The organism is Streptomyces aurantiaciflavus (genome assembly GCF_049808595.1).
Taxonomy (GTDB): domain Bacteria; phylum Actinomycetota; class Actinomycetes; order Streptomycetales; family Streptomycetaceae; genus Streptomyces.
Genome location: NZ_JBNCAQ010000032.1, coordinates 56590 through 80735, shown reverse-complemented (window position 1 = coordinate 80735; position 24146 = coordinate 56590). Strand labels below are relative to the sequence as shown.

Below are 24146 nucleotides of genomic sequence, written 5' to 3'. Positions count from 1 at the left end.
GGTGTCCGGCCGCTCTTTCTTCGGCCCTGTGGTGGGGGCCCTGTCCTGCCGAGCCCCATCTTTGCACTTGTGGGTGGGAGACGAGACGCGGGGCCGGGGTGTGAGACGTCCCACGCTCACTTGTGCTCGGGGCGAGTGGTCTCGCTCAGGGGCGCGGGACCGTGCCGATCTGCGGCTCCGCCGCGGTGGTGGTGCCCCAGCTCATGGGGGTCCCCCGCGCATGGGGGTCCCTCCCGCTCGTGCGAAGTCGAGAGTGGGGGAGAAGCCGAGAGCGGGGGAGTGACCAGCCGCACACGGTCCGCACCCGCCACACGACGGAGCGGCCCGAGTGGTCAGGCGCGCAGTCCCCCGCCCCCTGGAAGAGCGGGCGTCAGCCCAGGTCACCCGCGGCGGTCAGTTCGGCCAGCCGCACAAGGGTCCGCACAGCCGTCCCGGTGCCGCCCTTCGGCGTGTACCCGAAGGGACCCCCCTCGTTGAACGCGGGCCCGGCGATGTCCAGGTGCGCCCAGGTGATCCCCTCGCCCACGAACTCCTTCAGGAAGAGCCCGGCGACGAGCCCGCCGCCCATCCGCTCACCCATGTTCGCGATGTCGGCGACGGGAGAGTCCATCCCCTTGCGCAGGTGCTCCGGCAGCGGCATCGGCCAGGCGGGCTCGCCCACCTCCTCGGCGGCCTCGAACACCGTGGAGCGGAACGCGTCGTCGTTCGCCATGATCCCGAACGTCCGGTTGCCCAGCGCCAGCATCATCGCGCCGGTGAGCGTCGCGACGTCCACGATGGCGTCCGGCTTCTCCTGGGAGGCGGCCCACAGCGCGTCGGCGAGGACCAGCCGGCCCTCGGCGTCGGTGTTGAGGACCTCGACCGTCTTGCCGCTGTACATGCGCAGCACGTCACCCGGTCGGGTGGCGGAGCCGGACGGCATGTTCTCGGCGAGGGCCAGCCACCCGGTGACGTTGACCTCGAGACCCAGCCGCGCGGCGGCGACCACGGCGGCGAAGACCGCCGCGGCACCGCTCATGTCGCACTTCATCGTCTCGTTGTGCCCGGCCGGCTTCAGCGAGATGCCGCCCGAGTCGTAGGTGATGCCCTTGCCGACGAAGGCGAGGTGCTTCTTCGACTTGGAGGAGGTGTACGACAGCTTGACCAGGCGCGGGGCCGAGGCGGAGCCGGAGCCGACGCCCAGGATGCCGCCGTAGCCGCCCTTGGCGAGGGCCTTCTCGTCGAGGACCTGGACCTTGATGCCGTGTTCCTTGGCCGCGGCCTGCGCGATGGCGGCGAAGGCCTCGGGGTTGAGGTCGTTCGGCGGGGTGTTGACGAGGTCGCGGGCGCGGTTGAGCTCCTCGGTGACGGCGGTGGCGCGGGCGAGCGCGGCCTTGTGGGCGGCGTCGCGCGGCTTGCCGCCGAGGAGGGCGGCCTCGGCGAGCGGCGCCTTGCCGTTCTTCGCCTTGGGGTCCTTGCCGTTGGCCTTGTAGGTGTCGAAGGAGTAGGCGCCGAGCACCACGCCCTCGGCGACCGCGCCGACGTCGGCGGCGTCCGTCAGCGGCAGGGCGAAGGCGGCCTTCTTGGACCCGGCGAGGGTGCGGGCGGCCACGCCGGCCGCCTTGCGCAGCGCCTCGGCGTCGTACGCGGCGTCCTTCTCGGGCTCCGCGCCCAGCCCCACCGCCAGCACGAGCGGTGCCTTGAAGCCGGCCGGGGCGGGCAGCTTCGTCACCTCGCCCTCGGCGCCGGTGGCGCCGAGAGTGTCCAGGACGCCGGCGAGCCGGCCGTCGTAGGCCTTGTCCACGGCCTCGGCGCCCGGAGCGGCGACCGGGCCCTTCGCGCCCTTGGCGACACCGATCACGATCGCGTCGGCCCGCAGGCCGGGCGCCGCGGCGGTGCTGAGAGTGAGAGCAGTCACGGTGGTGAAATCTCGCTTCCGATGTGAAGTTGCTGAGGTCGATCTGCGTGGGTCGACCGGGCCCGACAGCCGACCCTAGATCCGGGCTGGGGGTGCGGTCGCATCCGGGGTCTGCCCCACCGGCGCGGCGAACCGGTACGGCGAACCCCGGAACGAGCGTACGCGTGCGTGCGCGGCCGCTCATGCACGCGAGTGTTCACCTGTCGGCGCCGTTGTCGCCACTTTCGCGATCCCCGTACTCCACAAGCCCGGTCGTACCGTCCCTAAACGCCCAGACAGAGCACCATCAGCGCCGTCGTCGCAGCCGTCTCCGCGAGGCCGCCGAAGACGTCGCCGGTGATCCCGCCGAGGCGGCGTGTGCAGTGGCGCAGGAGGAGTTCGGCGGCGGCGAGGGCGAGCAGGACGGCGGCGGCCGTACGGACGGCGTCGGACGGGCCGAGGAGGGCGCCCACCGCCGCCGCGGCGGCGGTCACGGCGGCCGGCACCGTCAGCGCCCACCGCACCGGGACCACCCCGGCGACCGCCGCCCCGAGCCCGTCCGGGCGGGCGGCCGGGACCCCGGCGCGGGCGGCCAGGGTGAGCGCCAGCCGGGCCGCGACCGCCGCGGTGACGGCCGCGCAGGCGCCCCGCGCCCAGGAGGTGCCGTACAGCTGGGCGAGCGCGGCGACCTGGGCGAGCAGGACGAAGACCAGCGTGAGCACGCCGAACGGCCCGATGTCCGACTGCTTCATGATCCGCAGCGCGTCCTCGGCGGGCTTGCCGCTGCCCAGCCCGTCCGCGGTGTCGGCCAGGCCGTCGAGGTGCAGTCCCCGGGTGAGGACGGCGGGTACGGCGGCGGAGGCGACGGCGGCGAGCAGCGGCCCCGCGCCCAGGTACAGCGCCAGCAGCCCGAGCCCGGCCGCGCCGCCGCCGACGACCAGCCCGACCGCCGGGGCGCCGAGCATGCCCCCGCGCGCGGTCTCCCGGTCCCAGCGGGCCACCCGGACCGGGAGCACGGTGAGGGTGCCGAAGGCGAAGCGCAGCCCGTCGAGAGGGGAGGGCGGGGGAGGGTTCGGGGTCGTGGACACCGGCGCAGGTTACCCGCCGGTCGGAGGGGCGCCCCCGGGAGGCGGGGACGAAAATGCGCTTATGGGACAGTGGTGGCAGCGGAACATCGTCGAGCCGGGCAAGCTCCCGCTGCTCCTCGCCCTCACGGCCTTCGTCCTGACCTTCGTGATCACCCGTGCCGTCACCCGGCTGATCCGGGCCGGCAAGGGACCGTTCGGCAACGTCAGTTCGGGTGGGCTGCACATCCACCACGTCGTCCCCGGCGTCGTACTGACCGTCATCGGTGGCTTCGGCGCGGTGGCGAGCGCCCGGCACGGCTTCGGCTCGGCGGCCTTCGCGGTCGTCTTCGGCATCGGAGCGGGACTGGTCCTGGACGAGTTCGCGCTCGTCCTGCACCTCGACGACGTGTACTGGACGGAGGCGGGCCGCAAGAGCGTGGAGGTCGTCGTCCTGACGGCCGCCCTGGTCGGGCTGATGCTGGTGGGCTTCTCGCCGTTCGGCGTCAACGACCTCAGCGAGGACGAGCTCGAGGACCGGGGGACCGTCATCCTCACCGTGGCGGGCAACTTCCTGTTCGCGCTGGTGGTCCTGAGCAAGGGCAAGGCCCGGATGGCGATCTTCAGCGTGATCGTCCCGTTCGTCGGCCTGATCGGCCTGGTCCGCCTGGCCCGCCCCGGCTCCTGGTGGGCGCGCCGCTTCTACCGCCGACGGCCCCGAGCCCGCGCGAAGGCCGTCCTGAGGGCCTACCGGCACGACCGGCGCTGGGCCGGCCCCGGGCGGGCGCTGGGGGACTGGCTGGGAGGCAAGCCGGACCCGGAGCTGCACTCCGCCGAGCGGAAGTGACGTTCTCAGGCGTGCTGCACCGCCCGGCGTTGACTCCGTCGTGCTTCCGCCGCCCCGCACAGCACCGCCACCCCCGCGATCGCCGCCAGGTGCTCCTTGCCCGCCAGGTTCTCCTTCACCAGGACCTCGATCACCATCGCGAGGACCACCGCCCCGGCGGTGGCGTACGCGCGGTGGCGCCATCCGAGGAACACGGCGAGGCCGACCACCGCCGCCGAGGGGCCGGTGTCCACGACCTGCGCCTCCTCGGCGGGCAGGCCCAGCGGGGCGCCGGGGCCGAGGGCGACTCCCACGCGCGCGTACAGCGTGCCGGCGAGGGTGGCGGCGTAGGCGACGGCGAGGGTGCGGGCGCGGCCCAGGCAGAGCTCCGCGACGCCGAACACGACCAGGACCTGGGCGAGGGCGCCCCACACGGGCAGGTCGAGGGCCGGCACGTACAGCGACAGGGGAGTGCGCAGCAGGGCGAGCCAGAACGGATCCTCGGCCCGTACCGCCCCCAGGTTCTGCACCGGCTGATAGCCCCAGGGCCGGCTGTGCACGACGTGTACGGCCGCCGTCAGGGACACCGCGCCGAGCGTCATCGGGACCGCCCGCCACCGCCGCCGCGCCAGCGGCTCACGTGCGGCGGCGTACAGCGGTCCCCATTCGGTGCGCGCCCAGCGGGCGATCCTGTTCATCGGCGGGTCTCCAGATGTGTGCGGTGCGGTGCCCTCGGCAGTCCTGGCGCCGCCAGGAAGCCCTCGGCCCGTGCCGACGCGAGCCCGATGCGGGGCAGGTCGGCGCTCTTCTCGAAGAGCAGGAAGCGGGGCTCCCAGACGGGCCGGTACTTGGCGTTGGCGCGGTACAGCGACTCGATCTGCCACCAGCGGGAGAAGAAGCCGAGCAGCGACCGCCACAGCCTCAGCACCGGCCCGGCGCCGAGGCGGGCGCCACGTTCGAAGACCGACCGGAACACGGCGAAGTTCAGTGAGACCTGGGTGATCTGGATCTCCCGGGCGTGCCGGAGGAGTTCGATCACCATGAACTCGATCAGGCCGTTGTCGCAGTCCCGGTCCCGCCGCATCAGGTCCAGGGACAGCCCGTGCGGCCCCCACGGCACGAGGGAGAGCAGGGCACGCAGGCGTCCCTCGGCGTCGGCGCACTCCACCATCACGCACCGCCCGTCCTCGGGGTCCCCGAGCCGCCCCAGCGCCATGCTGAACCCGCGCTCGGTGGCCCCGTCCCGCCAGTCGCCGGCGCACCGCACGAGGTACGCCATCTCGTCGGCCGGGATGTCCTCGTGCCGCCGGACCCGCACCGCGTACCCGGCCCGCCGCACCCGGTTGTGGGCCTGGCGCACGGTCCGCATGGCCCGCCCCTCCAGCGTGAACCCGGCGACCTCCACGATCGCCTCGTCGCCGAGTTCGAGGGCGTCCAGCCCGTGCCGGGCGTAGACGGTCCCCGCCTCCTCGCTCGCGCCCATCACCGCCGGGATCCATCCGTGCGAGCGCGCCTCGGCGAGCCACGGCTCGATCGCCCCCGGCCAGGCCTCCGGATCCCCGAGCGGATCCCCGGACGCCAGCGACACCCCGCCGACGACCCGGTAGGCGACGGCGGCCTTACCGGTCGGCGACCACCGCACGCTCTTCTCCCGGCGCAGCGCGAAGTACCCCAGCGAGTCCCGCTCACCGTGCCGGTCGAGCAACTCCCGCAGCCGCTTCTCGTCGTCGGCGGTGAGCGGGTCGACGGCCCGGCGGGAGCGGAAGGCGGCGTACAGGACGGCGAGGAGGAGCATCGTGCTCAGGACGTTGACGGCGACGTCGACCCAGGTGGGAGGGGCGATCCCGGGGACCCGGTACTCGTCGGCGGCGACGGAGACCAGCCGCAGCGCGCCGTAGCGCCAGCGTTCGAGGAACGTGGAGGGGCCGGGCGCGCGGTCGGTGACGGTCACCAGCAGCGCGGCCAGCAGGGAGGCGCCGAGCAGGCCGCCGGCGCCGACGGCCGCGGCGAGCTTCGGGTTGGCCCGGTCGCCGCGGGCGTAGAACTCGCCGCGCCCGACGAGCAGCGCGGCGACGAAGGCGGCGGTGAGGGCGAGGGAGACCCAGTTCTGCGGGTACCGCCGGATCTCGGGGAACGCCATGGCCAGGGCGAACAGCGCCAGGAACGCCCCGCTCAGCCCGAGGTTGAGGATCCACGCGGCCCGCTTGCGCCGCCGCATGGTGACGGCCAGGAACGCGGTGAACACACCGGAGGCGAACCCGGCCGTCAGCAGGTAGGGCGTGAAGTAGTCCTCCTGGTTGTGCCGCCGCACGTCCTGCCCCAGGGAGACCCACCCGGCACTGAGGAGGTTGACGAAGGCGACGGCCCGCAGATACCAGACGGCGAAGGCGGCGGCCCGACGGGAAGCGACCCGGACATCTCCCATGACGGATGATCATATGGGTGCCAATCCGGCAAACCGCTCTTTTGTCTCGCTCGCTTGTGCCGCCCTCGCCGGTCGGCCTGCCTCTACTCGTCGGCGGGACCCGTCCCGGAGGTCCTGGTCTCCTCGGAGTCCACGGCGACCTCGTGGTCCCCGGCGACCTCCGGGCCCTCGGATTCCTTCTGGGACGGCTTCTCGGGCTTCTCGGGGAGTTCCGCCGCCAGTGCCGCCGCCGCCTGCACCAACGGCAGTGCCAGCAGGGCCCCGGCCCCCTCGCCCACGGTCAGGCCCTGGTCCAGCAGCGGCTCCAGCGCCATCCGGTCCAGCGCCTTGGCCTGTCCCGGCTCGCCACTGCGCTGCCCGGCCAGCCACCAGTCCGGCGCCCGGAAGGCGATCCGCTGCCCGACGAGCGCGCAGGCCGCCGTCACGACGCCGTCCAGGACGACGGGCACCTTCCGTACCGCGCACTGCAGCAGGAAGCCCGTCATCGCGGCGAGGTCGGCGCCGCCCACCGTCGCCAGCAGCTGCAACTGGTCGCCGAGCACCGGCCGCGCCCGCCGCAGCGCGTCCCGGATCGCGGCGCACTTGCGCATCCACGCCAGGTCGTCGATCGCCTCACCGCCCCGACCGGTCACCACCGACGCGTCGGTCCCGCACAGCGCGGCGACCAGCACGCCCGCCGCCGTCGTCCCGCCCACGCTCACATCGCCGAGCACGACCAGATCCGTGCCCGAGTCGGCCTCCTCGTCGGCGACGGCCACCCCGGCCCGGAAGGCGGCCTCGGCCTCCTCCAGGGTCAGCGCGTCCTCGAGGTCGATACGTCCGCTGCCGCGCCGCACCCGGTGCCGTACGACGTCCTCGGGGAAGGCGTCCGGCGCGCAGTCCAGCGCCATGTCCACGACCCGCAGCGGCACCCCGAGCCGGCGGGCCAGCACGGCTCCCGGACGACCGCCCTCCAGCACCTCCCGCACCAGCTCCGCCGCGGTGCCCGCGGGCCGCGCCGAGACGCCGAGCTCGGCGATGCCGTGGTCGCCGGCGAACAGCACCACCCGCGGCTGCCTGATCGGCCGTACGGGCACCGCGCCCTGCGCCGCCGCCAGCCACTCACCCAGGTCGTCGAGGCGCCCCAGCGATCCGGGCGGCACGATCTGACGTTCCCGGCGCGCCTCCGCGTCGCGGCGCACCCCGCCGTCGGGGCGCTCGATCAGATCGGTGAAGTCGTCGAGATTAAGCGAGCTCATTCGCCGAACAGTACCGGCACCGATCGAACGGTTCCGCGCCACATCGCCACCACACCCCCACGATGTCTTTGCACCCAAGATCGCGATCCCATACGTTCCGTTTCGTCCCGGATTGCCGCACGTTCGACGCACTTCCACCGGAGCCGCTCATGCCCCCCAGGCCCATCCACGAGCCGCGCCGCGACGACTGCCCCTGGTGCGGCTCGAAGCAGCTGTGCACCCGGCTGCGCGCTCCGGACCTGCTGCACCACAGGCCGGGGATGTTCGTGGTGGACGAGTGCCGGGACTGCGCGCACGTCTTCCAGAACCCGCGTCTGACCCCGGAGGGGCTCGCCCTCTACCACCGGGACCCCGGCGAGTACTTCACGACGGGCCTCACGGACCGCGTCCTCGCGACCCGCACCGGCCCACGCCGCCTACGGGCCACCGCCCGCGCCATGCTGCCCTTCCCCGAGCCGGAGAGCTGGCTGGACGTGGGCACGGGCCACGCGCTGTTCCCGGCGGCCGCGAAGGAGGTGTTCCCGTACACCGCGTTCGACGGGCTGGACCCGACGCCCAGGGTGGAACGGGCGCGGGTGGCGGGCCACGTCGAGGAGGCCCACATCGGCCACCTCACCACCCCCGGCATCACCGCCCGGCTGCGCGCCCGCTACGACGTCGTCAGCATCCTCCACCACCTGGAGCACACCCCCGACCCCCGCGCGGAACTCCGCGCCGCCCTCACCGTGCTGCGCCCCGGCGGCCACCTCCTCCTGGAAGTCCCCGACCCCCAGAGCGCGTTCGCGCCCCTCCTCGGCAAGTGGTGGCTCCCCCACAACCAACCCCGCCACCTCCACCTGATCCCCCTGCCCAACCTCCGCACGGAACTGGAGAGACAGGGCTGCACCATCCTCACCACCGACCGCCGACGGCCGCACATCCCCTACGACCTGTCGGCAGCCCTCGCCCTGTCCCTGACCCGAGCCGTCCCCCCGCCCCGCAAGCCCCTCCTCCGAGCGGCAACGCCCCTGCTGACGGCAACCCGGACCCTGGACCACACCCTGGCCCCCCTCCTCCGCCACACCCGCTTCTCGAACACCTACCGACTCATCGCACGCACCCCCTGAAGAACCGCTCACCGTGGGGGGCTCCGCCACCGACCCCGGCTCCCCGGGCGCCCCGCCCACCCGCGGGCCGTCGTGCCGCCGGGGGCGCTGGGGCCCCTCTGGGGGAGGCACCCGTAAACGCCGGGCCGCGCGCCCCACCCCCGGCGCCCACACCGGCCCACCCGCAGCAAACCCGCACCTCACCCCCGCAACACCACCGCCTGCCCCGCCACCACCAGCACGACCTCCTCGCACTCACCCGCGATCGCCGCGTTCAACCGCCCCAGCTCGTCCCGGTACCGCCGCCCCGACGCCGTGGCCGGCACGATTCCGGAACCCACCTCGTTGGACACCAGCACGACCGTCCGCCGAGCCGCCCGCAGGGCAGTCGCCAGTTCCGCGACCCGCGAGCGCAGCGCCCGCTCACCCCCGTCCGCCCACACCGCGTCGTCCCACGCCCCGACGGAGTCCATCGCGTCGGTCAGCCACAGGGAGAGGCAGTCGACGAGCAGCGGGGGGCCGTCCGTCGTCAGCAACGGCACCAGGTCGCAGGTCTCCGCCGTCCGCCACGACCCCGGCCGCCGTTCCCGGTGCACGGCCACCCGCGCCGCCCACTCGGTGTCCCCGCCCCGCGAACCGCCCGTCGCGACGTACAGCACGTCGGGGAAGGACTCCAGCCGCCGCTCCGCCTCCACCGACTTCCCCGACCGCGCCCCGCCCAGCACCAACGTCCGCCGCGGCACGTCCGGCACGTCCTCGTACACCCCCACCGCCAGCGTCGACCCGTCCGGCACCGCACGTGCCCCCGCCGCCGCGAGCCGCCGCCGCAACTCCGCGCCGGGCGGCACGTCGTGGTCCAGGTGAACGGCGATGACGTCCGTCGTCGGCCCCACCGCCCCCACCGACCGCAGCTTCGCCAACGCGTCCGGCCGGCCCACGACGTCCACGAGGACCATGTCGTACCGCTCGGCGGGCTCCGTACCGTCCTCCAGCCCGGCCGGCGCGCCCCCCGGCGGCAGGTACAGCAGCCGCTGCCCCTCGGGGCCGGTCACCGCGTAGCCCGTGCCCGGCGCGTCCATCGCCACCGCCCGCACCCGATGCCCCGTCAGCAACGCCAACTCCCGCCCGTCCGGCACCCGGCCGGGTTGCGGCACCCCGGCCGGCACCTCCACCGGGGGCCCGTCGTGCGGATGCGACAGCAGCACCTGCCGTACTCCGCCCAGCGAATGCCCGGACCTGGCGGCCGCGAAGGCCGCACCCGGCGTCAGGTCGAGCAGCAGCGCCTGGTCCACGAGCAACGCGGTCGCCGCCCGCGCGTCCTCCCCGAGCGAGGTCGCACACACCGCACAGGGACAGTCGGGGCGGGGGAGTCCCGCGGGGGCACCGGTACCGAGCAGAGTCACTTCCACGCACCGATTTTCGCCGGTCGCCTCACAACCCGCGCGCCCGGTACCTCCCCGCACCAACGACCCCGTCTCCTGACGGCGCACCCCGCGGAGCGCATAGGCTCTGATCAGGAGCCGGACCATGATCCGGCTTCTGCTCTGCAGGTGCCGACACGTTGGAGGCGTACATGGCGGCATGGACGTGGCGTTTCGAGAAGGCCGACGGGACGGAGGTCCAGCCCGCGGTGCAGCCCGAGGAGTTCACCACGCAGGGGGACGCCGAGTCCTGGATCGGGGAGCACTGGAAGGCCCTGCTCGAAGGCGGCGCGGACCAGGTGCGGCTGTTCGAGGACTCCACCGAGATCTACGGCCCGATGAACCTGCACGCCGAGGAGTCGTAGCCGAACAGCCGTAACCCACGAGCCGCGACCGGGGAGTCGTGGTCGAGTAGTGGCACGCCGGGCCGGGGCGGCCGTCCGGGTCATGGTGGCCGTACAGGCGGTCATCAGGGCCGTGCGGCGGTCGCCCCGCAGCCCAAGGCCCCCCGCCCCGCCTACTGCTCGCCCAGCGTCACCTCCACCGTCCGCTCCCCGCCCTCGCGCGTGAACGTCACCGTCGTCCGTTCCCCGGGCCGGTCCTCGGCCAGTGCCTCCGCCAGTGAGGTGATCGTGGTGATCTCGGTGTCGCCCAGACCGGTGATGACATCCCCGGCGCGGATCCCGGCCTTGTCGGCCGCACCCCCGGCCCGCACCTCCACGACGGCGACCCCGGCCGGCTGGAAGTCGGCGTCGACGACGGTCCGCCCGGTGATGCCGAGCGCGGCCCGGCCGGAGTCGGTGACCCTGCCGTTCTTGACGATCTGGTCCGCGATCGTCCGCACCGTCGACGCCGGGATCGCGAACCCGATGCCCGGCGCCGCGCTGTCCCCGAGCCCGGGGTCGGTCGCGGCGAGCGTCGGGATGCCGATGACCTGCCCGTCGAGGTCGACCAGCGCGCCCCCGCTGTTGCCCGGGTTGATGGCCGCGGACGTCTGCACCATGTTGGCGATCGTCGCCCCCGTGCCCCCGCCGGCACTGCCCTCGCTGACGGTCCGCCCGGTCGCCGAGACGATGCCCTGCGTCACGCTCGACGACAGCCCCAGCGGCGAGCCCATGGCGAGCACGATCTGCCCGACCGCGACCTTGGCGGAGTCCCCGAAGGCCGCCGGCTTCAGCCCGTCCGGCACCTGCTCCAGCCTGACGACGGCCAGATCCTGCTCCGGGTACGAGTGGACGAGGGTCGCGGCGAGCGCGTCCTCGCTGTTGGCGGTCGTGACCCGGAAGGTTCTCTCGTCGCCGACGACGTGCGCGTTGGTGACGATGTCGCCCTTCGCGTCGTACACGACCCCCGATCCCAGCCCGCTGCTGGTCTGGATCTGCACGACCGACGGCAGGACGTCCCGGATCACCCGCTGGTAGGCGCTCTGCAGATCGTCCGCCTGGGCGACGGCCGCCGGCTGAGCGGCCCGCCCGGGCGCGGTCTCCCGCTCCCCGGGACCGAAGCCGGAAGCAGAAGCAGAAGCAGGATCGGGACCGGAGCCGGAGAGGCCGGAACATCCGGTGAGCAGGGCGGCGGCACACGCGAACACGGACACGGGGACGCCCCACCGAAGGGCACGCGCGCGGGAAGCAGCCATGCCCCGAGTCTCTCCGCCGGGTGACTGTCCGGCTTGTACTGCTCACCCGAACGAGGGGAGAACCGAGGGGAGAACCGGCAGACAGAAAGAGGGCCGAAGGACGGGCCAGGAAAGCAGGGGTACGGACCCGGTCCGTACCCCTGCGGCAACTCAGCCCCGTACCCCGCACAGATGCAGCAGCGCCGCCACACCCCGGTACGGATCCGTCCGTCCCGCCCGCTCCTCCGCGGCCAGCAACGTCTCCACGTCGTCCGGGATCTCCGCGCCGTCGGCGGCCGTGTCCGTGAACACCCGGACGCCGTACCAGGCCTGCAAGGGCGCGCCGATGCCGGCGAGGGTCGCGGTCAGCGTCTCCCGGCGGTCCGCACGGACGTCGAGGCCGAGGCGGTTGCGATAGGAGACGGTGTCGAAGGCGGCCAGGGTGCCCGCCCAGTCGCCGGACAGGCCCGGCCGCATGGCGAGTGCGTCGGCGTTGCGGACGAGCAGGGAGAGGAGCCCGCCCGGGGCCAGTACGCGCGCGAGGCCCGCCAGCAGGGCGTCCGGCTCCTGGACGTACATGAGCACGCCGTGGCACAGCACCACGTCGAAGCTGCCGGGCAGGAAGTGCACACCGGTGTCCCGGCCGTCGCCCTCGATGATCCGCATCCGCTCACGGATGCCCTCGGGTTCCCCGGACAGGGTCTCGCGGGCCGCGGCGATCATCGTCGCGTCCTGTTCCAGACCGGTCACCTGGTGACCGAGCCGGGCCAGCCGCAGCGCCTGGGTGCCCTGGCCCATCCCCACGTCGAGCACCCGCAGCCGCTGCCCTACCGGATACCGCCCGGCGATCTGCTCGTCGAGCTGCCGGGCCACCAGCTCCTGTCGTACCACATCACGCAGCCCGCCCAGCTTGTCCAGCCAGGCCTTCGCCGCACCCCCGGAGAAAGACGCAGTGCTCAGGGCCGCTCTCCGCGCTTGACCTGCGGCTTGGGCAGCCGGAGCCGACGCATCTGGAGGGAGCGCATGAGCGCGTAGGCCACCGCGCCCCGCCGGTTCTGGTCGGGGAAGCGCTCGGCGAGCCGCTTCTTCAGGCGGAACCCGCTGACGATCGAGTCCAGCACGATGAGCACGATCACCACGAGCCACAGCAGCAGCGCGATGCTCTGCAGCGCGCCCACCCGGATCATGCTCAGCACGAGGATGACCACGGCCATGGGCAGGAAGAACTCCGCCACGTTGAACCGCGAGTCGACGAAGTCACGCGCGAACTTGCGGACCGGACCCTTGTCACGGGCCGGCAGATACCGCTCGTCACCGCCGGCCAGCGCCTGACGCTGGCGCTCCAGCTGGGCGCGGCGCTCGTCGCGCTGCCGCTTGGCGGCCTCCTTGCGCGTCGTCGGCGTGTTGGCGACGCTGCGGCGCTGGGACTGGGCCTCACTGCGCTTGGGCGTGGGCCTGCCCTTGGGGGCCTGCGGGTCACGGGGCTGCTTGGAGTCGGTCAACGGCGCCTTGTCGGCGACCGGGGCCTTCTCTTCCTTGGCACGGCTACGGAACACAAAACCCAAGGGTAAGCGCTGCGCCGAAGGTGTGGGGCCGCAGGGCCCCCAAAATAAGGGCGGCGGTGGGCGACGGGCGCGAATGGACCCCGGCCCCGCGGGGAACGATCCGGCAACACCAGTCGTCTGAAGTGAAGACGGACCCGGGACAGAACGGGAAGAGAGGACAGCTGGTGACCTACTGCTCACCCTGAAGGTCACCTACTCCTCACGCCGGAGCAAGGCCTTGGTCAGTCGTCCTTGGGGAGGAGCGCATCCGTCCCCGAACAGTGCGTCAATGGAAGCAGGGCCCGTACTGTGGGTTCTGTCGCAGAGCTGGAGCTGGACGTCAGAAGGGGGCGCGCGAAGCCCATGAGCGGTGTCATGAAGCGTATGGGGATGATCTTCCGCGCGAAGGCGAACAAGGCCCTTGACCGGGCCGAGGACCCGCGCGAAACCCTCGACTACTCGTACCAGAAGCAGCTGGAGCTTCTCCAGAAGGTCCGCCGCGGTGTCGCGGACGTGGCCACCTCGCGCAAGCGACTGGAACTCCAGCTCAACCAGCTGCAGTCGCAGTCCTCCAAGCTGGAGGACCAGGGCCGCAAGGCGCTCGCTCTCGGCCGCGAGGACCTCGCCCGCGAGGCGCTCTCCCGCCGCGCCGCCCTCCAGCAGCAGGTCACCGACCTCGAGACGCAGCACGCGACGCTCCAGGGCGAGGAGGAGAAGCTCACCCTCGCGGCCCAGCGCCTCCAGGCCAAGGTCGACGCCTTCCGCACGAAGAAGGAGACCATCAAGGCCACCTACACCGCGGCCCAGGCCCAGACCCGCATCGGCGAGGCCTTCTCCGGCATCTCCGAGGAGATGGGCGACGTCGGCCTGGCCATCCAGCGCGCCGAGGACAAGACCGCCCAGCTCCAGGCCCGCGCCGGCGCCCTCGACGAGCTCCTCGCCTCCGGCGCCCTGGACGACCCGACCGGCCTGGCCAAGGACGACATCCAGGCCGAGCTGGACCGGCTCTCCGGTGGTACGGATGTAGAGCTGGAACTGCAGCGCATGAAGGCCGAGCTCGCCGGAGGCACCTCCTCCGGGCAGCAGGCCATCGAAGGTGGCACGAGCCAGTCGCAGGCCCAGCAGGAGCCACAGGACACCCCGCGCTTCGACAAGCAGTAGCCCGGCGCCGGGGACCGGAGCCGAGGAGGGCGACATGATCGTGCGGATCATGGGGGAGGGCCAGTGGAAGCTGGCCGACTCCCACTTCGTCGAGCTGAACCAGCTGGACGACGAGCTGCTCGCGGAGATGGAGGGCGACGACGAGGACGGCTTCCACCGCACCCTCGGCGCCCTCCTGGACGCCGTCCGCCGCCTCGGCACCCCCCTGCCGGACGACTCCCTGGAACCTTCGGAACTGATCCTCCCGGCCCCGGACGCGAGCCTGGAGGAGGTCCGGGAGATGCTGAGCGGCGACGGATTGATCCCGAGCTGAGGCGAGACACGGGCTCCGCGGGGCGGGGAGATCGAGGACGAGCCCGTTCAGGCCGAAGCGGAGGTCCGGGGGCGGCAGCCCCAGCGACGCCCACCGAAGCGACGGTCACTCGAGAAGGTACGGCACCCTTGACTCCCCTCGCCCGAGCCCAGCGCCGGCTGAAGGCCCACCCCCTCGCCCTGGACGCCGCCCTCGCCGCAGCCGTACTCCTCTGCATGCTCGCCGGCTCCTTCGTGGACCCGCACGGCGAGCACCGCGTCAGCTGGAGCATCCGCACCCCGGACCTGCTCAGCCTGCTGCTGATGACCCTCGGCGCCGTCGCCCTCGTCTTCCGCCGCCGCGCCCCCATGACGGTCCTCGCCCTCACCGGCACCTTCTCCGTGGTCGAGTCCGTCACCGGCGACCCCCGCGCCCCGGTCGCGATGTCCGCCGTCATCGCCCTCTACACCGTCGCCTCCACCACCGACCGCCCGACCACCCTCCGGGCGGGGCTGCTCACCATGACGGTGCTGACCGGCGCCGCGATGCTCGCCGGCCCGCTGCCCTGGTACGCCCAGGACAACCTCGCGATCTTCGCGTGGACCGGCATCGGCGCCACCGCCGGCGACGCCGTCCGCAGCCGCCGGGCCGTCGTACAGGCCATCCGCGACCGCGCCGAGCGGGCGGAGCGCACCCGCGAGGAGGAGGCCCGCCGCCGGGTCGCCGAGGAACGCCTGCGCATCGCCCGTGACCTGCACGACGTCGTCGCCCACCACATCGCCCTGGTCAACGTTCAGGCCGGAGTCGCCGCCCACGTGATGGACAAGCGCCCCGACCAGGCCAAGGAGGCCCTCGCCCACGTCCGTGAGGCCAGCCGCTCCGCCCTCAACGAGCTCCGCGCCACCGTCGGCCTGCTGCGTCAGTCCGGCGACCCCGAGGCGCCGACCGAACCGGCCCCCGGCCTGGACCGCCTCGACGAACTCGCCGGCACCTTCCGCAGCGCCGGCCTCCAGGTCGAGGTCGCCCGCGCCGACCACGAAACCGAACTCCCCGCCGCCGTCGACCTGGCCGCCTACCGCGTCATCCAGGAGGCCCTGACGAACGTGCAGAAGCACGCGGGACCGGACGCCAAGGCCGAGGTCAGCGTCGTACGCGTGGGGCCCCACATCGAGGTCACCGTCCTCGACGACGGCAAGGGCGACGTGCCGTGCCCGCAGGAGGGCGGCGGTCACGGCCTGCTCGGGATGCGGGAGCGCGTCACCGCCCTGCGCGGCACCCTCACCACCGGCCCCCGTTACGGAGGCGGCTTCCGCGTCCATGCGATCCTGCCGATCAAGACCCGTACCGCCGCCACGGGAGAACCGGGGGAGCCCGCATGACCATCCGTGTCCTGCTCGCCGACGACCAGGCGCTGCTGCGCAGCGCGTTCCGCGTGCTCGTCGACTCCGAGCCCGACATGGAGGTCGTCGGCGAGGCCTCCGACGGCGCGGAGGCGGTCCGGCTGGCCAAGGAGCAGCGCGCCGACGTCGTCCTGATGGACATCCGCATGCCCGGCACCGACGGCCTCGCCGCCACCCGCCTGATCAGCGCCGATCCGTCCCTGGCACACGTCCGCGTGGTGATCCTGACGACCTTCGAGGTCGACGACTACGTCGTGCAGTCGCTGCGCGCGGGCGCCTCCGGTTTCCTCGGCAAGGGCAGCGAGCCGGAGGAGCTGCTGAACGCGATCCGGGTCGCCGCCGGCGGCGAGGCCCTGCTCTCACCGGCCGCCACCAAGGGCCTGATCACCCGCTTCCTCGCCCAGGGCGACACGGACGACGGCCAGGACCCCGCCCGCGCGCAGCGGCTGGACGCGCTCACCGTGCGCGAGCGCGAGGTCCTCGTGCAGGTCGCCGGCGGTCACTCCAACGACGAGATCGCCGAACGTCTGGAGGTGAGCCCGCTGACCGTGAAGACGCACGTCAACCGGGCCATGGCCAAGCTGGGCGCCCGCGACCGGGCCCAGCTCGTGGTGATCGCGTACGAGTCCGGGCTGGTCCGTCCAAGGGTGGAGTGACCTTCGCCTCGTCGTACTGCGCCGGGAGTATGCGGCGTACAAGGAAACCGACCTGGGGCCTACGGATCGCCTCACATCGATGGCACAGGGTGAAGGGGCCACTTCTGCCGCTCACAGAAGAGAGATCCGAAACCCATGTCCTGGCTGTCGAGATTCAGCCTCGCGCAACGGGCCCTCATAGGCCTGATGTCCATCGTCGCGCTCGTGTTCGGCGCGATCGCGATCCCCCAGCTCAAACAGCAGCTGCTGCCGACCATCGAACTGCCGATGGTGTCCGTGCTCGCGCCCTACCAGGGCGCCTCCCCGGACGTCGTCGAGAAGCAGGTGATCGAACCGATCGAGGACAACCTCGAGGCCGTCGACGGCATCACCGGCGTCACCTCCAAGGCCAGTGAGGGCAACGCCCTCATCATGGCGTCCTTCGACTACGGCAACGACACCAAGCAGCTCGTCGCCGACGTCCAGCAGGCCGTCAACCGGGCCCGCGTCCAGCTCCCGGACTCGGTGGACCCGCAGGTCGTCGCCGGTTCCACCGACGACATGCCGACCGTGGTCCTCGCCGTCACCTCCGACAAGGACCAGCAGGCCCTCGCCGACCAGCTCGACCGGACGGTCGTGCCGACGCTGAGGGACATCGACGGCGTCGGCCAGGTCACCGTCGACGGCGTGCGCGACCTCCAGGTCTCCGTCACGCCCGACGACTCGAAGCTGGCCCGGGCCGGGCTGGCCCCGCAGGCTCTCGCCCAGGCCCTGCAGGCGGGCGGCGCGACCGTCCCGGCGGGCTCCTTCGACGAGGCCGGCGCCAACCGCACCGTCCAGGTCGGCGGGGGCTACACGTCCCTGCGGCAGATCCAGGACCTGATGATCCCGGGTACGGCGGGCAAGAAGCCGGTCCGTCTCGGTGACGTGGCCACCGTGCGGCAGGAGGAGGCCCCGGCCGACTCGATCACCCGCACCGACGGCAAGCCCAGCCTCTCCGTCGCCGTCACCATGGACCACGACGGCAGCGCGGTCGCCATCTCCGAGGCCGTCGAGGACAAGCTGCCCGGACTGCGCGAGGACCTCGGCTCCGGCGCGTCGATCACGGTCGTCAGCGACCAGGGCCCGGCCGTGTCAAAGGCCATCGACGGCCTGACGACGGAGGGCGCGCTCGGTCTGCTCTTCGCGGTCCTCGTCATCCTGGTCTTCCTGGCGTCGGTCCGCTCGACCCTGGTGACGGCGGTGTCCATCCCGCTGTCCGTCGTGCTCGCCCTGATCGTCCTGTGGACGCGTGACCTGTCGCTGAACATGCTGACGCTGGGCGCCCTGACGATCGCGATCGGCCGGGTCGTCGACGACTCGATCGTCGTCCTGGAGAACATCAAGCGCCACCTCGGCTACGGCGAGGAACGGCAGACGGCGATCATCACGGCCGTGCGCGAGGTGGCCGGCGCGGTCACCTCCTCCACCCTCACCACGGTCGCCGTGTTCCTGCCGATCGGCCTGGTCGGCGGCATGGTGGGCGCCCTGTTCGGCGCGTTCAGCCTCACCGTCACGGCGGCCCTGCTGGCCTCCCTGCTCGTGTCGCTGACGGTCGTCCCGGTTCTGTCGTACTGGTTCCTGCGCGCCCCCAAGAACACCCCGGAGGACGCCGAGGAGGCCCGCCGGGCGGCGGAGGAGAAGGAGGCGAAGAGCCGTCTGCAGCGGTTCTACGTCCCCGTCCTGCGCTTCGCGACCCGGCGCCGGCTGACGAGCGTGGCGATCGCGGTCGTCGTCCTCGTCGGCACCTTCGGCATGGCGCCCCTGCTCAAGACCAACTTCTTCGACCAGGGCGAGCAGCAGGTCCTGACGGTCAAGCAGAAGCTGGCGCCGGGCACCGGCCTCGCCGCGACGGACGTCCAGGCGAAGAAGGTCGAGCGACTGCTCGCCGACACCGAGGGCGTGAAGGACTACCAGGTCACCGTCGGCTCCTCCGGTTTCATGGCGGCCTTCGGCGGCGGCACGGACACCAACCAGGCGTCGTACCAGGTGATGCTGGAGGACTCGGCGTCGTACGAGGACGTCCAGGACCGTATCGAGAAGGGCCTGGCCGGGCTCAAGGGCATCGGCAGCACCACGGTCGCGGCCGGTGACGGCTTCGGCAGCCAGGACCTGAGCGTCGTCGTGAAGGCCGCCGACGGCGGGGCGCTGCGTACGGCGGCCGAGCAGGTCCGCTCCGCGGTGGCCGGCCTGGACGACGTCACGGACGTCACCAGCGACCTGTCGCAGAGCGTGCCGCGCATCTCGGTCAAGGCCAACGACAAGGCGGCGGCGGCCGGTTTCGACGAGCAGACGCTGGGCGCGGCGGTCGCGCAGGCGGTGCGCGGGACGCCGGCCGCGAAGGCGATCCTGGACGACACCGAGCGCGACGTCGTCATCACGTCGGCGAAGCCGGCCCGGACGCTGGCGCAGCTCAAGGCCCTGCCGCTGGGCCCGGCCAAGCTGGGCGACATCGCGACCGTCCGCCTCGTGGACGGCCCGGTCTCGATGACCCGCATCGACGGTCAGCGCGCGGCCACCATCACCGCCCGCCCGACCGGCGACAACACGGGCGCGGTCAGCGCGGACCTGACGTCCAAGCTGAACGCGCTGAAGCTCCCGGCGGGCGCGACGGCCGAGATCGGCGGTGTCTCGCAGGACCAGGACGACGCGTTCAAGAACCTCGGCCTGGCGATGCTCGCGGCGATCGCGATCGTCTTCATGCTGCTGGTGGCGACCTTCCGCTCGCTCGTCCAGCCGCTGATCCTGCTGGTCTCCATCCCGTTCGCGGCGACGGGCGCGATCGGCCTGCTGGTCGCCACGGGCACCCCGATGGGCGTCCCGGCGATGATCGGCATGCTGATGCTCATCGGCATCGTGGTGACCAACGCGATCGTCCTGATCGATCTCATCAACCAGTACCGGAACCAGGGTTACGGCGTCGTCGAGGCCGTGGTCGAGGGCGGCCGCCACCGTCTGCGCCCCATCCTGATGACGGCCCTGGCGACCATCTTCGCCCTGCTGCCGATGGCCCTGGGCGTCACCGGCGAGGGCGGCTTCATCGCCCAGCCGCTGGCGGTGGTCGTCATCGGCGGCCTGATCACCTCGACCCTGCTCACCCTGCTCCTCGTCCCGACGCTCTACGCGATGCTCGAACTGCGCAAGGAGCGCCAGGCGGGGAAGCGGGCGGCGAAGAAGGCGAAGAAGGCGGGCACCCGGGCCCGGCCGACGGAGGCTTCGGACGAGCCGGAGCCCGCGTCCGTCTGAGCGCGCGACCCACGACGGCCGGGTCCCGAACCTGCAACAGGGGTTCGGGACCCGGCCACCGCCGTTTCCCCTTACGTATCCTGTGCCTCGAACTGCACGACGGGGGAGGGGAATCGGGCGTGCCGTTGCACAAGGACGACCCGAAGTCGGTCGGCGGCCACAAGCTGGTCGACCGGCTCGGGACCGGGGGCATGGGGATCGTCTACCGGGGCAGGGCGCGCTCGGGACGCGAGGTCGCCGTCAAGGTGGTCCACGCCCAGTACGCCGAGGACCCGGTCTTCCGCGCCCGCTTCCGGCAGGAGATCGAGGTCGTCCGCAAGGTGAGCGGCGCCTTCACCGCGCCGGTCCTGGACGCCGACCCGGAGGCGGTACGGCCGTGGATGGCGACCCAGTACGTGCCCGGGCCCTCGCTCGCCGCTCTGATCCGCGACCGAGGCCCCCTGCGGGGCGGCGAACTGCGGCGGCTGGCGCTCGGGTTGGTGGAGGCCCTGCTGGACATCCACCGGGCGGGGGTCGTCCATCGCGACCTCAAACCCGCGAACGTCCTGATGGCCGAGGACGGCCCGCGCGTCATCGACTTCGGCATCTCCCGCGCGGCCGAGGACCACAACACCCTGACCGAGACCGGCCAGATGATCGGCACCCCGCCGTTCATGTCCCCGGAACAGTTCACCGACGCCCGCTCGGTGGGCCCGGCCTCCGACGTCTTCTCCCTGGGCGCCCTGCTGGTCTTCACGATCACGGGCCGAGGCCCCTTCGACGCGGACAGCCCCTACCTCACGGCCTACCGGGTGGTCCACGACGCCCCCGTACTGGACGGCGTGGCGCAGCCCCTTCGCGAGATCCTGGAGCGCTGCCTGGCCAAGGAGCCCGCGGACCGGCCCGAACTGGAGGGACTGGCCCGGGAGTTGGCTGCCGCGCTGCCTGAGGCGGGTGCGGACGACCGAACCACGGTGACGCTGCGCGCGGACGAATCAGCCATGGTGCGGATCCGCCCCGCGGCGGCCGCCGACCCGGGCGCCGAGGCCGACGGACGGCGACGGAGCCGTGGGCGCCCGCTGTGGGCCACGGCCGGCGCCGTCGGCGCCGTCGCGCTCGCTCTGACGGGATACCTGCTGTTCGGGCCCGGACTCGGGGACGACGACTCCCGGACGGGCGGAAACTCCGCCGCGCCCGCGCGCTCCCGATGGACGGCCATGCCGGCCGGCTGGAAGCCCTGGCAGACGACCGTCGACGCCACCGCCGCGCACGGCCTGAAGAAGCAGACCGGCGTCGCCGGCTACGGCCTGGAACGGGCCCCGGACTGCGTGGTGTACGAGGCCGCCCTCCACTGCGCGGGCAGCGGGATCCTGCCCATGCGCATCGACGCGCTCACCGGACGGATCGTCTGGCGCGCCGACACGTCGCCGTCCGCCGTGGGCGACGGAACGCACATCTTCTCCGTCCTCGGTGTCGTGGACGACACGATGCTGGTCGAGCAGGAGTACCGCTCCGGAACCGGCGACGACTTCGTGCTCTCGGTCGCCGCCCTCGACTCGGGGACCGGAAGGCGGCTCTGGCATCGCACGGTGAACAGCGACGGGCCCCGCCCACACCTCTCCGGCGACCTAGTGATCCTCCGGGGCGACAACGGCGCCACGGTGACCGCCCGTTCCGCGCGCACCGGCGCCGAGCGCTGGACCGCATCGATGCCGGCGGGGCGGTACTGCCATTGGACGGACGTCGGCGAGGACCTCTACCTCCGGTGCGCGCCTGGCTTGACGCCCTCCAAGGACATGACGCTCCTGGCGCTGGACCGGACCGACGGCTCCTTGCGGCGCCTGACGGTGCCCCGGCGCGGAAACCCCGTCGGGACGCTCGACGGCCGTCTGCTCTTCCTGGACCCGGCCGAGGACGAGGAGGGGAACGAGGCCTCCGACAGCGAGGGGCCGTTCACCCGGATCCGGCTCGTGGATCCGGACACCGGCGTCGACACGTCGATCAAGCTGGCGAAGGAATGCGAGGGCAACGTGACGCTGGCGGACGGAACCCTGTGGTTCGCCGCGACCTCCGGTCGGGTCACCGCCGTGTCGGCCCGGACGGGCAAGCAGCTGTGGCAGACCCGGACGAGTCTGGAGCAGCCGAGCGACGTCACCCACGACCCGCGCAGCGGCGTGCTCTACATGTCCAGCGCCAGCGGCAGGGTCGCCGCCCTCGACACGAGGAAGGGCGCACTGCTGTGGGAGACCCCGCCACGCGCCCAGCGGGTGACGAACCTGGGCTGGTCGATGTCCGAGGTGCTGCTCCACGAGGGCGCCGTGGTCGTCGCCACGGAGGAAGGCGACATCTTCACCTTCGACCCCGCCTACCCCGACCGGAAACCCGTGTCGGGGTGAGCAGCGGCCGTACGGTTACGGCAGCGCCAGCATCCGCTCCAGCGCCAGTTTGGCGAACGCCTCGGTCTCCTTGTCGACCTCGATACGGTTGACCAGCTTGCCCTCGGCCAGGGACTCCAGGGTCCAGACGAGGTGGGGCAGGTCGATGCGGTTCATGGTCGAGCAGAAGCAGACCGTGCGGTCGAGGAACACGATCTCCTTGCCCTCGGGCGCGAAACGGTTCGCCAGCCGGCGCACGAGGTTCAGCTCGGTGCCGATGGCCCACTTCGAGCCGGCCGGGGCGGCCTCCAGGGCCTTGATGATGTACTCGGTCGACCCGACGTAGTCCGCCGCGGCCACGACCTCGTGCTTGCACTCCGGGTGGACCAGCACGTTCACGCCGGGGATGCGGGCGCGGACGTCCTCGACCGACTGCAGGCTGAAGCGGCCGTGCACCGAGCAGTGGCCCCGCCACAGGATCATCTTCGCGTCGCGCAGCTGCTCGGCGGTGAGCCCGCCGTTCGGCTTGTGCGGGTTGTAGACGACGCAGTCCTCCAGGGACATGCCCATGTCCCGCACGGCGGTGTTGCGGCCGAGGTGCTGGTCGGGCAGGAACAGGACCTTCGTCGTCGAGGGCTCGCCCTGCTGGAAGGCCCACTCGAGCGCCCGCTTCGCGTTCGACGAGGTGCAGATGGTGCCGCCGTGCTTGCCCGTGAAGGCCTTGATGTCGGCGGAGGAGTTCATGTACGAGACGGGCACGACCTGCTCGGCGATCCCGGCCTCGGTCAGCACGTCCCAGCACTCGGCGACCTGCTCGGCCGTCGCCATGTCGGCCATCGAGCAGCCGGCGGCGAGGTCGGGCAGGACGACCTTCTGGTCGTCGGAGGTCAGGATGTCCGCGGACTCCGCCATGAAGTGCACACCGCAGAACACGATGTACTCGGCCTCCGGGCGCGCGGCCGCGTCCCGGGCCAGCTTGAAGGAGTCGCCCGTGACGTCGGCGAACTGGATGACCTCGTCCCGCTGGTAGTGGTGACCGAGGACGAAGACCTTGTCGCCGAGCTTCTCCTTGGCAGCGCGAGCCCGCTCCACCAGGTCCGGGTCGGACGGGGAGGGCAGGTCGCCGGGGCACTCGACACCCCGCTCGCTCTTCGGGTCGGCCTCACGGCCGAGCAGCAGCAGGGCGAGCGGAGTCGGCTGTACGTCGAGCTCCGTGGTCTGGGCGGTGGTCACGACACGCACCCTTTCTACTTTTCGTCGATCTGACGCTTATTATCATAACCTGCTTCACGTCACTTTGACGATGGTCATTGCGTCGATGTGACGTGAATCCCTGACCCGGCCGTGGCCCTGCCCCGGCGGCTGCTGTTCGCTCCGACGCGCGTGTGCGAGCATGAAAGGCAAGAAGAGGAAAGAAGTGGAAACACGAGTCCTCGGCCCGGAATGAATCCGCGGCCCCGCCGGTTGCAACCGTCGGCAAGCAGTCTCCGTACAACCCGGGAGAGATGTAGATGTCCGTATCGGACGAGACCACCACCGTCACCGACGGCATCATCCTGACCGACGCCGCCGCGTCGAAGGTCAAGGCCCTGCTCGACCAGGAAGGCCGTGACGACCTCGCCCTGCGCGTGGCCGTCCAGCCCGGCGGCTGCTCCGGCCTGCGCTACCAGCTCTTCTTCGACGAGCGCTCCCTCGACGGCGACGTGGAGAAGGACTTCGGCGGCGTCAAGGTCGTCACCGACCGGATGAGCGCCCCGTACCTGGGCGGCGCCACCATCGACTTCGTGGACACGATCGAGAAGCAGGGCTTCACGATCGACAACCCGAACGCGACGGGCTCCTGCGCCTGCGGCGACTCCTTCAGCTGAGCCGTTCCTGATCGACGCGAAGGCGGCGGCCCCCTCCGAGGGGGCCGCCGCCTT

At 72.4% G+C, this 24146-nt stretch carries 20 protein-coding genes; 10 read left to right on the top strand and 10 right to left on the bottom strand.

All coding sequences use genetic code 11. The annotated features are described in order from the left end of the window. Positions 1-370: 370 nt before the first annotated feature. Together ACPT94_RS31760 and ACPT94_RS31755 are read right to left on the bottom strand one after the other, a co-directional pair. On the bottom strand, positions 371-1897 hold the full coding sequence (locus tag ACPT94_RS31760) for a leucyl aminopeptidase (RefSeq protein WP_360338783.1): 1527 nt from the start codon (positions 1895-1897) through the stop codon (positions 371-373). Between the two features lie 263 nt (positions 1898-2160). Further along, positions 2161-2964: an adenosylcobinamide-GDP ribazoletransferase gene (locus ACPT94_RS31755; protein WP_360338780.1), complete on the bottom strand. Its 804-nt coding sequence runs from the start codon at positions 2962-2964 to the stop codon at positions 2161-2163. Between the two features lie 61 nt (positions 2965-3025). Between ACPT94_RS31755 and ACPT94_RS31750 the strand changes: the two genes are divergently transcribed. Then, positions 3026-3787 carry a hypothetical protein gene (locus ACPT94_RS31750; RefSeq protein ID WP_360338777.1) on the top strand — a complete coding sequence of 254 codons (762 nt, stop codon included), beginning with the start codon at positions 3026-3028 and terminating at the stop codon, positions 3785-3787. Positions 3788-3792: 5 nt separating this feature from the next. Here the strand turns inward: ACPT94_RS31750 and ACPT94_RS31745 are convergent, their stop codons facing one another. From ACPT94_RS31745 to cobT, 3 genes are all read right to left on the bottom strand, one after another. Further along, positions 3793-4464, bottom strand: a complete 672-nt coding sequence (locus ACPT94_RS31745; protein ID WP_360338774.1) for a hypothetical protein — start codon at positions 4462-4464, stop codon at positions 3793-3795. Beyond that, a complete protein-coding gene (locus tag ACPT94_RS31740) occupies positions 4461-6191 on the bottom strand; it encodes a phosphatidylglycerol lysyltransferase domain-containing protein (RefSeq protein WP_360338771.1) in 1731 nt (576 codons plus the stop codon). The genes ACPT94_RS31745 and ACPT94_RS31740 overlap by 4 nt, the downstream gene beginning before the upstream one ends. Before the next feature lie 83 nt (positions 6192-6274). Beyond that, positions 6275-7429 carry a nicotinate-nucleotide--dimethylbenzimidazole phosphoribosyltransferase gene (gene cobT / locus ACPT94_RS31735; RefSeq protein ID WP_360338768.1) on the bottom strand — a complete coding sequence of 385 codons (1155 nt, stop codon included), beginning with the start codon at positions 7427-7429 and terminating at the stop codon, positions 6275-6277. 149 nt (positions 7430-7578) lie between these two features. On the opposite strand from cobT, the gene ACPT94_RS31730 reads away from it, so the two are divergent. Next, a complete protein-coding gene (locus ACPT94_RS31730) occupies positions 7579-8535 on the top strand; it encodes a class I SAM-dependent methyltransferase (RefSeq protein WP_425247396.1) in 957 nt (318 codons plus the stop codon). 179 nt (positions 8536-8714) lie between these two features. On the opposite strand, the gene ACPT94_RS31725 is transcribed toward ACPT94_RS31730, so the two are convergent. Beyond that, complete coding sequence (locus tag ACPT94_RS31725) at positions 8715-9923, bottom strand: bifunctional adenosylcobinamide kinase/adenosylcobinamide-phosphate guanylyltransferase (RefSeq protein WP_425247395.1); 1209 nt, start codon at positions 9921-9923, stop codon at positions 8715-8717. A 164-nt stretch (positions 9924-10087) separates the two neighbouring features. Between ACPT94_RS31725 and ACPT94_RS31720 the strand changes: the two genes are divergently transcribed. Continuing rightward, positions 10088-10300, top strand: coding sequence for a hypothetical protein (locus tag ACPT94_RS31720; protein WP_189938422.1), 213 nt, complete (start codon positions 10088-10090; stop codon positions 10298-10300). Between the two features lie 152 nt (positions 10301-10452). Here ACPT94_RS31720 and ACPT94_RS31715 read toward each other — a convergent pair whose 3' ends face one another. The 3 genes from ACPT94_RS31715 to ACPT94_RS31705 form a co-directional block, all read right to left on the bottom strand. Further along, positions 10453-11574 (bottom strand): S1C family serine protease, encoded by a 1122-nt coding sequence (locus ACPT94_RS31715; RefSeq protein ID WP_360338759.1) that lies wholly within the window; start codon positions 11572-11574, stop codon positions 10453-10455. A 150-nt stretch (positions 11575-11724) separates the two neighbouring features. Further along, a complete protein-coding gene (locus ACPT94_RS31710; RefSeq protein ID WP_360338756.1) occupies positions 11725-12426 on the bottom strand; it encodes a methyltransferase domain-containing protein in 702 nt (233 codons plus the stop codon). 83 nt (positions 12427-12509) lie between these two features. Next, positions 12510-13109, bottom strand: a complete 600-nt coding sequence (locus ACPT94_RS31705) for a DUF3043 domain-containing protein (protein ID WP_360338753.1) — start codon at positions 13107-13109, stop codon at positions 12510-12512. 372 nt (positions 13110-13481) lie between these two features. Between ACPT94_RS31705 and ACPT94_RS31700 the strand changes: the two genes are divergently transcribed. The 6 genes from ACPT94_RS31700 to ACPT94_RS31675 all read left to right on the top strand — a co-directional run bounded on the left by ACPT94_RS31700 (position 13482) and on the right by ACPT94_RS31675 (position 22245). Continuing rightward, positions 13482-14258: a PspA/IM30 family protein gene (locus tag ACPT94_RS31700; protein WP_425247401.1), complete on the top strand. Its 777-nt coding sequence runs from the start codon at positions 13482-13484 to the stop codon at positions 14256-14258. A gap of 34 nt (positions 14259-14292) precedes the next feature. Further along, positions 14293-14571, top strand: coding sequence for a PspA-associated protein PspAA (pspAA, locus tag ACPT94_RS31695; protein ID WP_360338750.1), 279 nt, complete (start codon positions 14293-14295; stop codon positions 14569-14571). A gap of 128 nt (positions 14572-14699) precedes the next feature. Next, entirely contained in the window at positions 14700-15929 is a 1230-nt protein-coding gene (locus ACPT94_RS31690; protein ID WP_425247394.1) for a sensor histidine kinase, read from the top strand. Next, positions 15926-16606, top strand: a complete 681-nt coding sequence (locus ACPT94_RS31685; protein ID WP_425247393.1) for a response regulator — start codon at positions 15926-15928, stop codon at positions 16604-16606. The genes ACPT94_RS31690 and ACPT94_RS31685 overlap by 4 nt, the downstream gene beginning before the upstream one ends. Before the next feature lie 135 nt (positions 16607-16741). Continuing rightward, complete coding sequence (locus ACPT94_RS31680; RefSeq protein ID WP_425247392.1) at positions 16742-19870, top strand: efflux RND transporter permease subunit; 3129 nt, start codon at positions 16742-16744, stop codon at positions 19868-19870. 119 nt (positions 19871-19989) lie between these two features. Next, positions 19990-22245 (top strand): protein kinase domain-containing protein, encoded by a 2256-nt coding sequence (locus tag ACPT94_RS31675; protein WP_425247391.1) that lies wholly within the window; start codon positions 19990-19992, stop codon positions 22243-22245. Positions 22246-22260: 15 nt separating this feature from the next. On the opposite strand, the gene nadA is transcribed toward ACPT94_RS31675, so the two are convergent. Next, positions 22261-23457, bottom strand: a complete 1197-nt coding sequence (nadA, locus tag ACPT94_RS31670; RefSeq protein WP_360338735.1) for a quinolinate synthase NadA — start codon at positions 23455-23457, stop codon at positions 22261-22263. Positions 23458-23735: 278 nt separating this feature from the next. Between nadA and ACPT94_RS31665 the strand changes: the two genes are divergently transcribed. Then, entirely contained in the window at positions 23736-24092 is a 357-nt protein-coding gene (locus tag ACPT94_RS31665) for a HesB/IscA family protein (RefSeq protein WP_006135694.1), read from the top strand. Positions 24093-24146 lie beyond the last annotated feature (54 nt).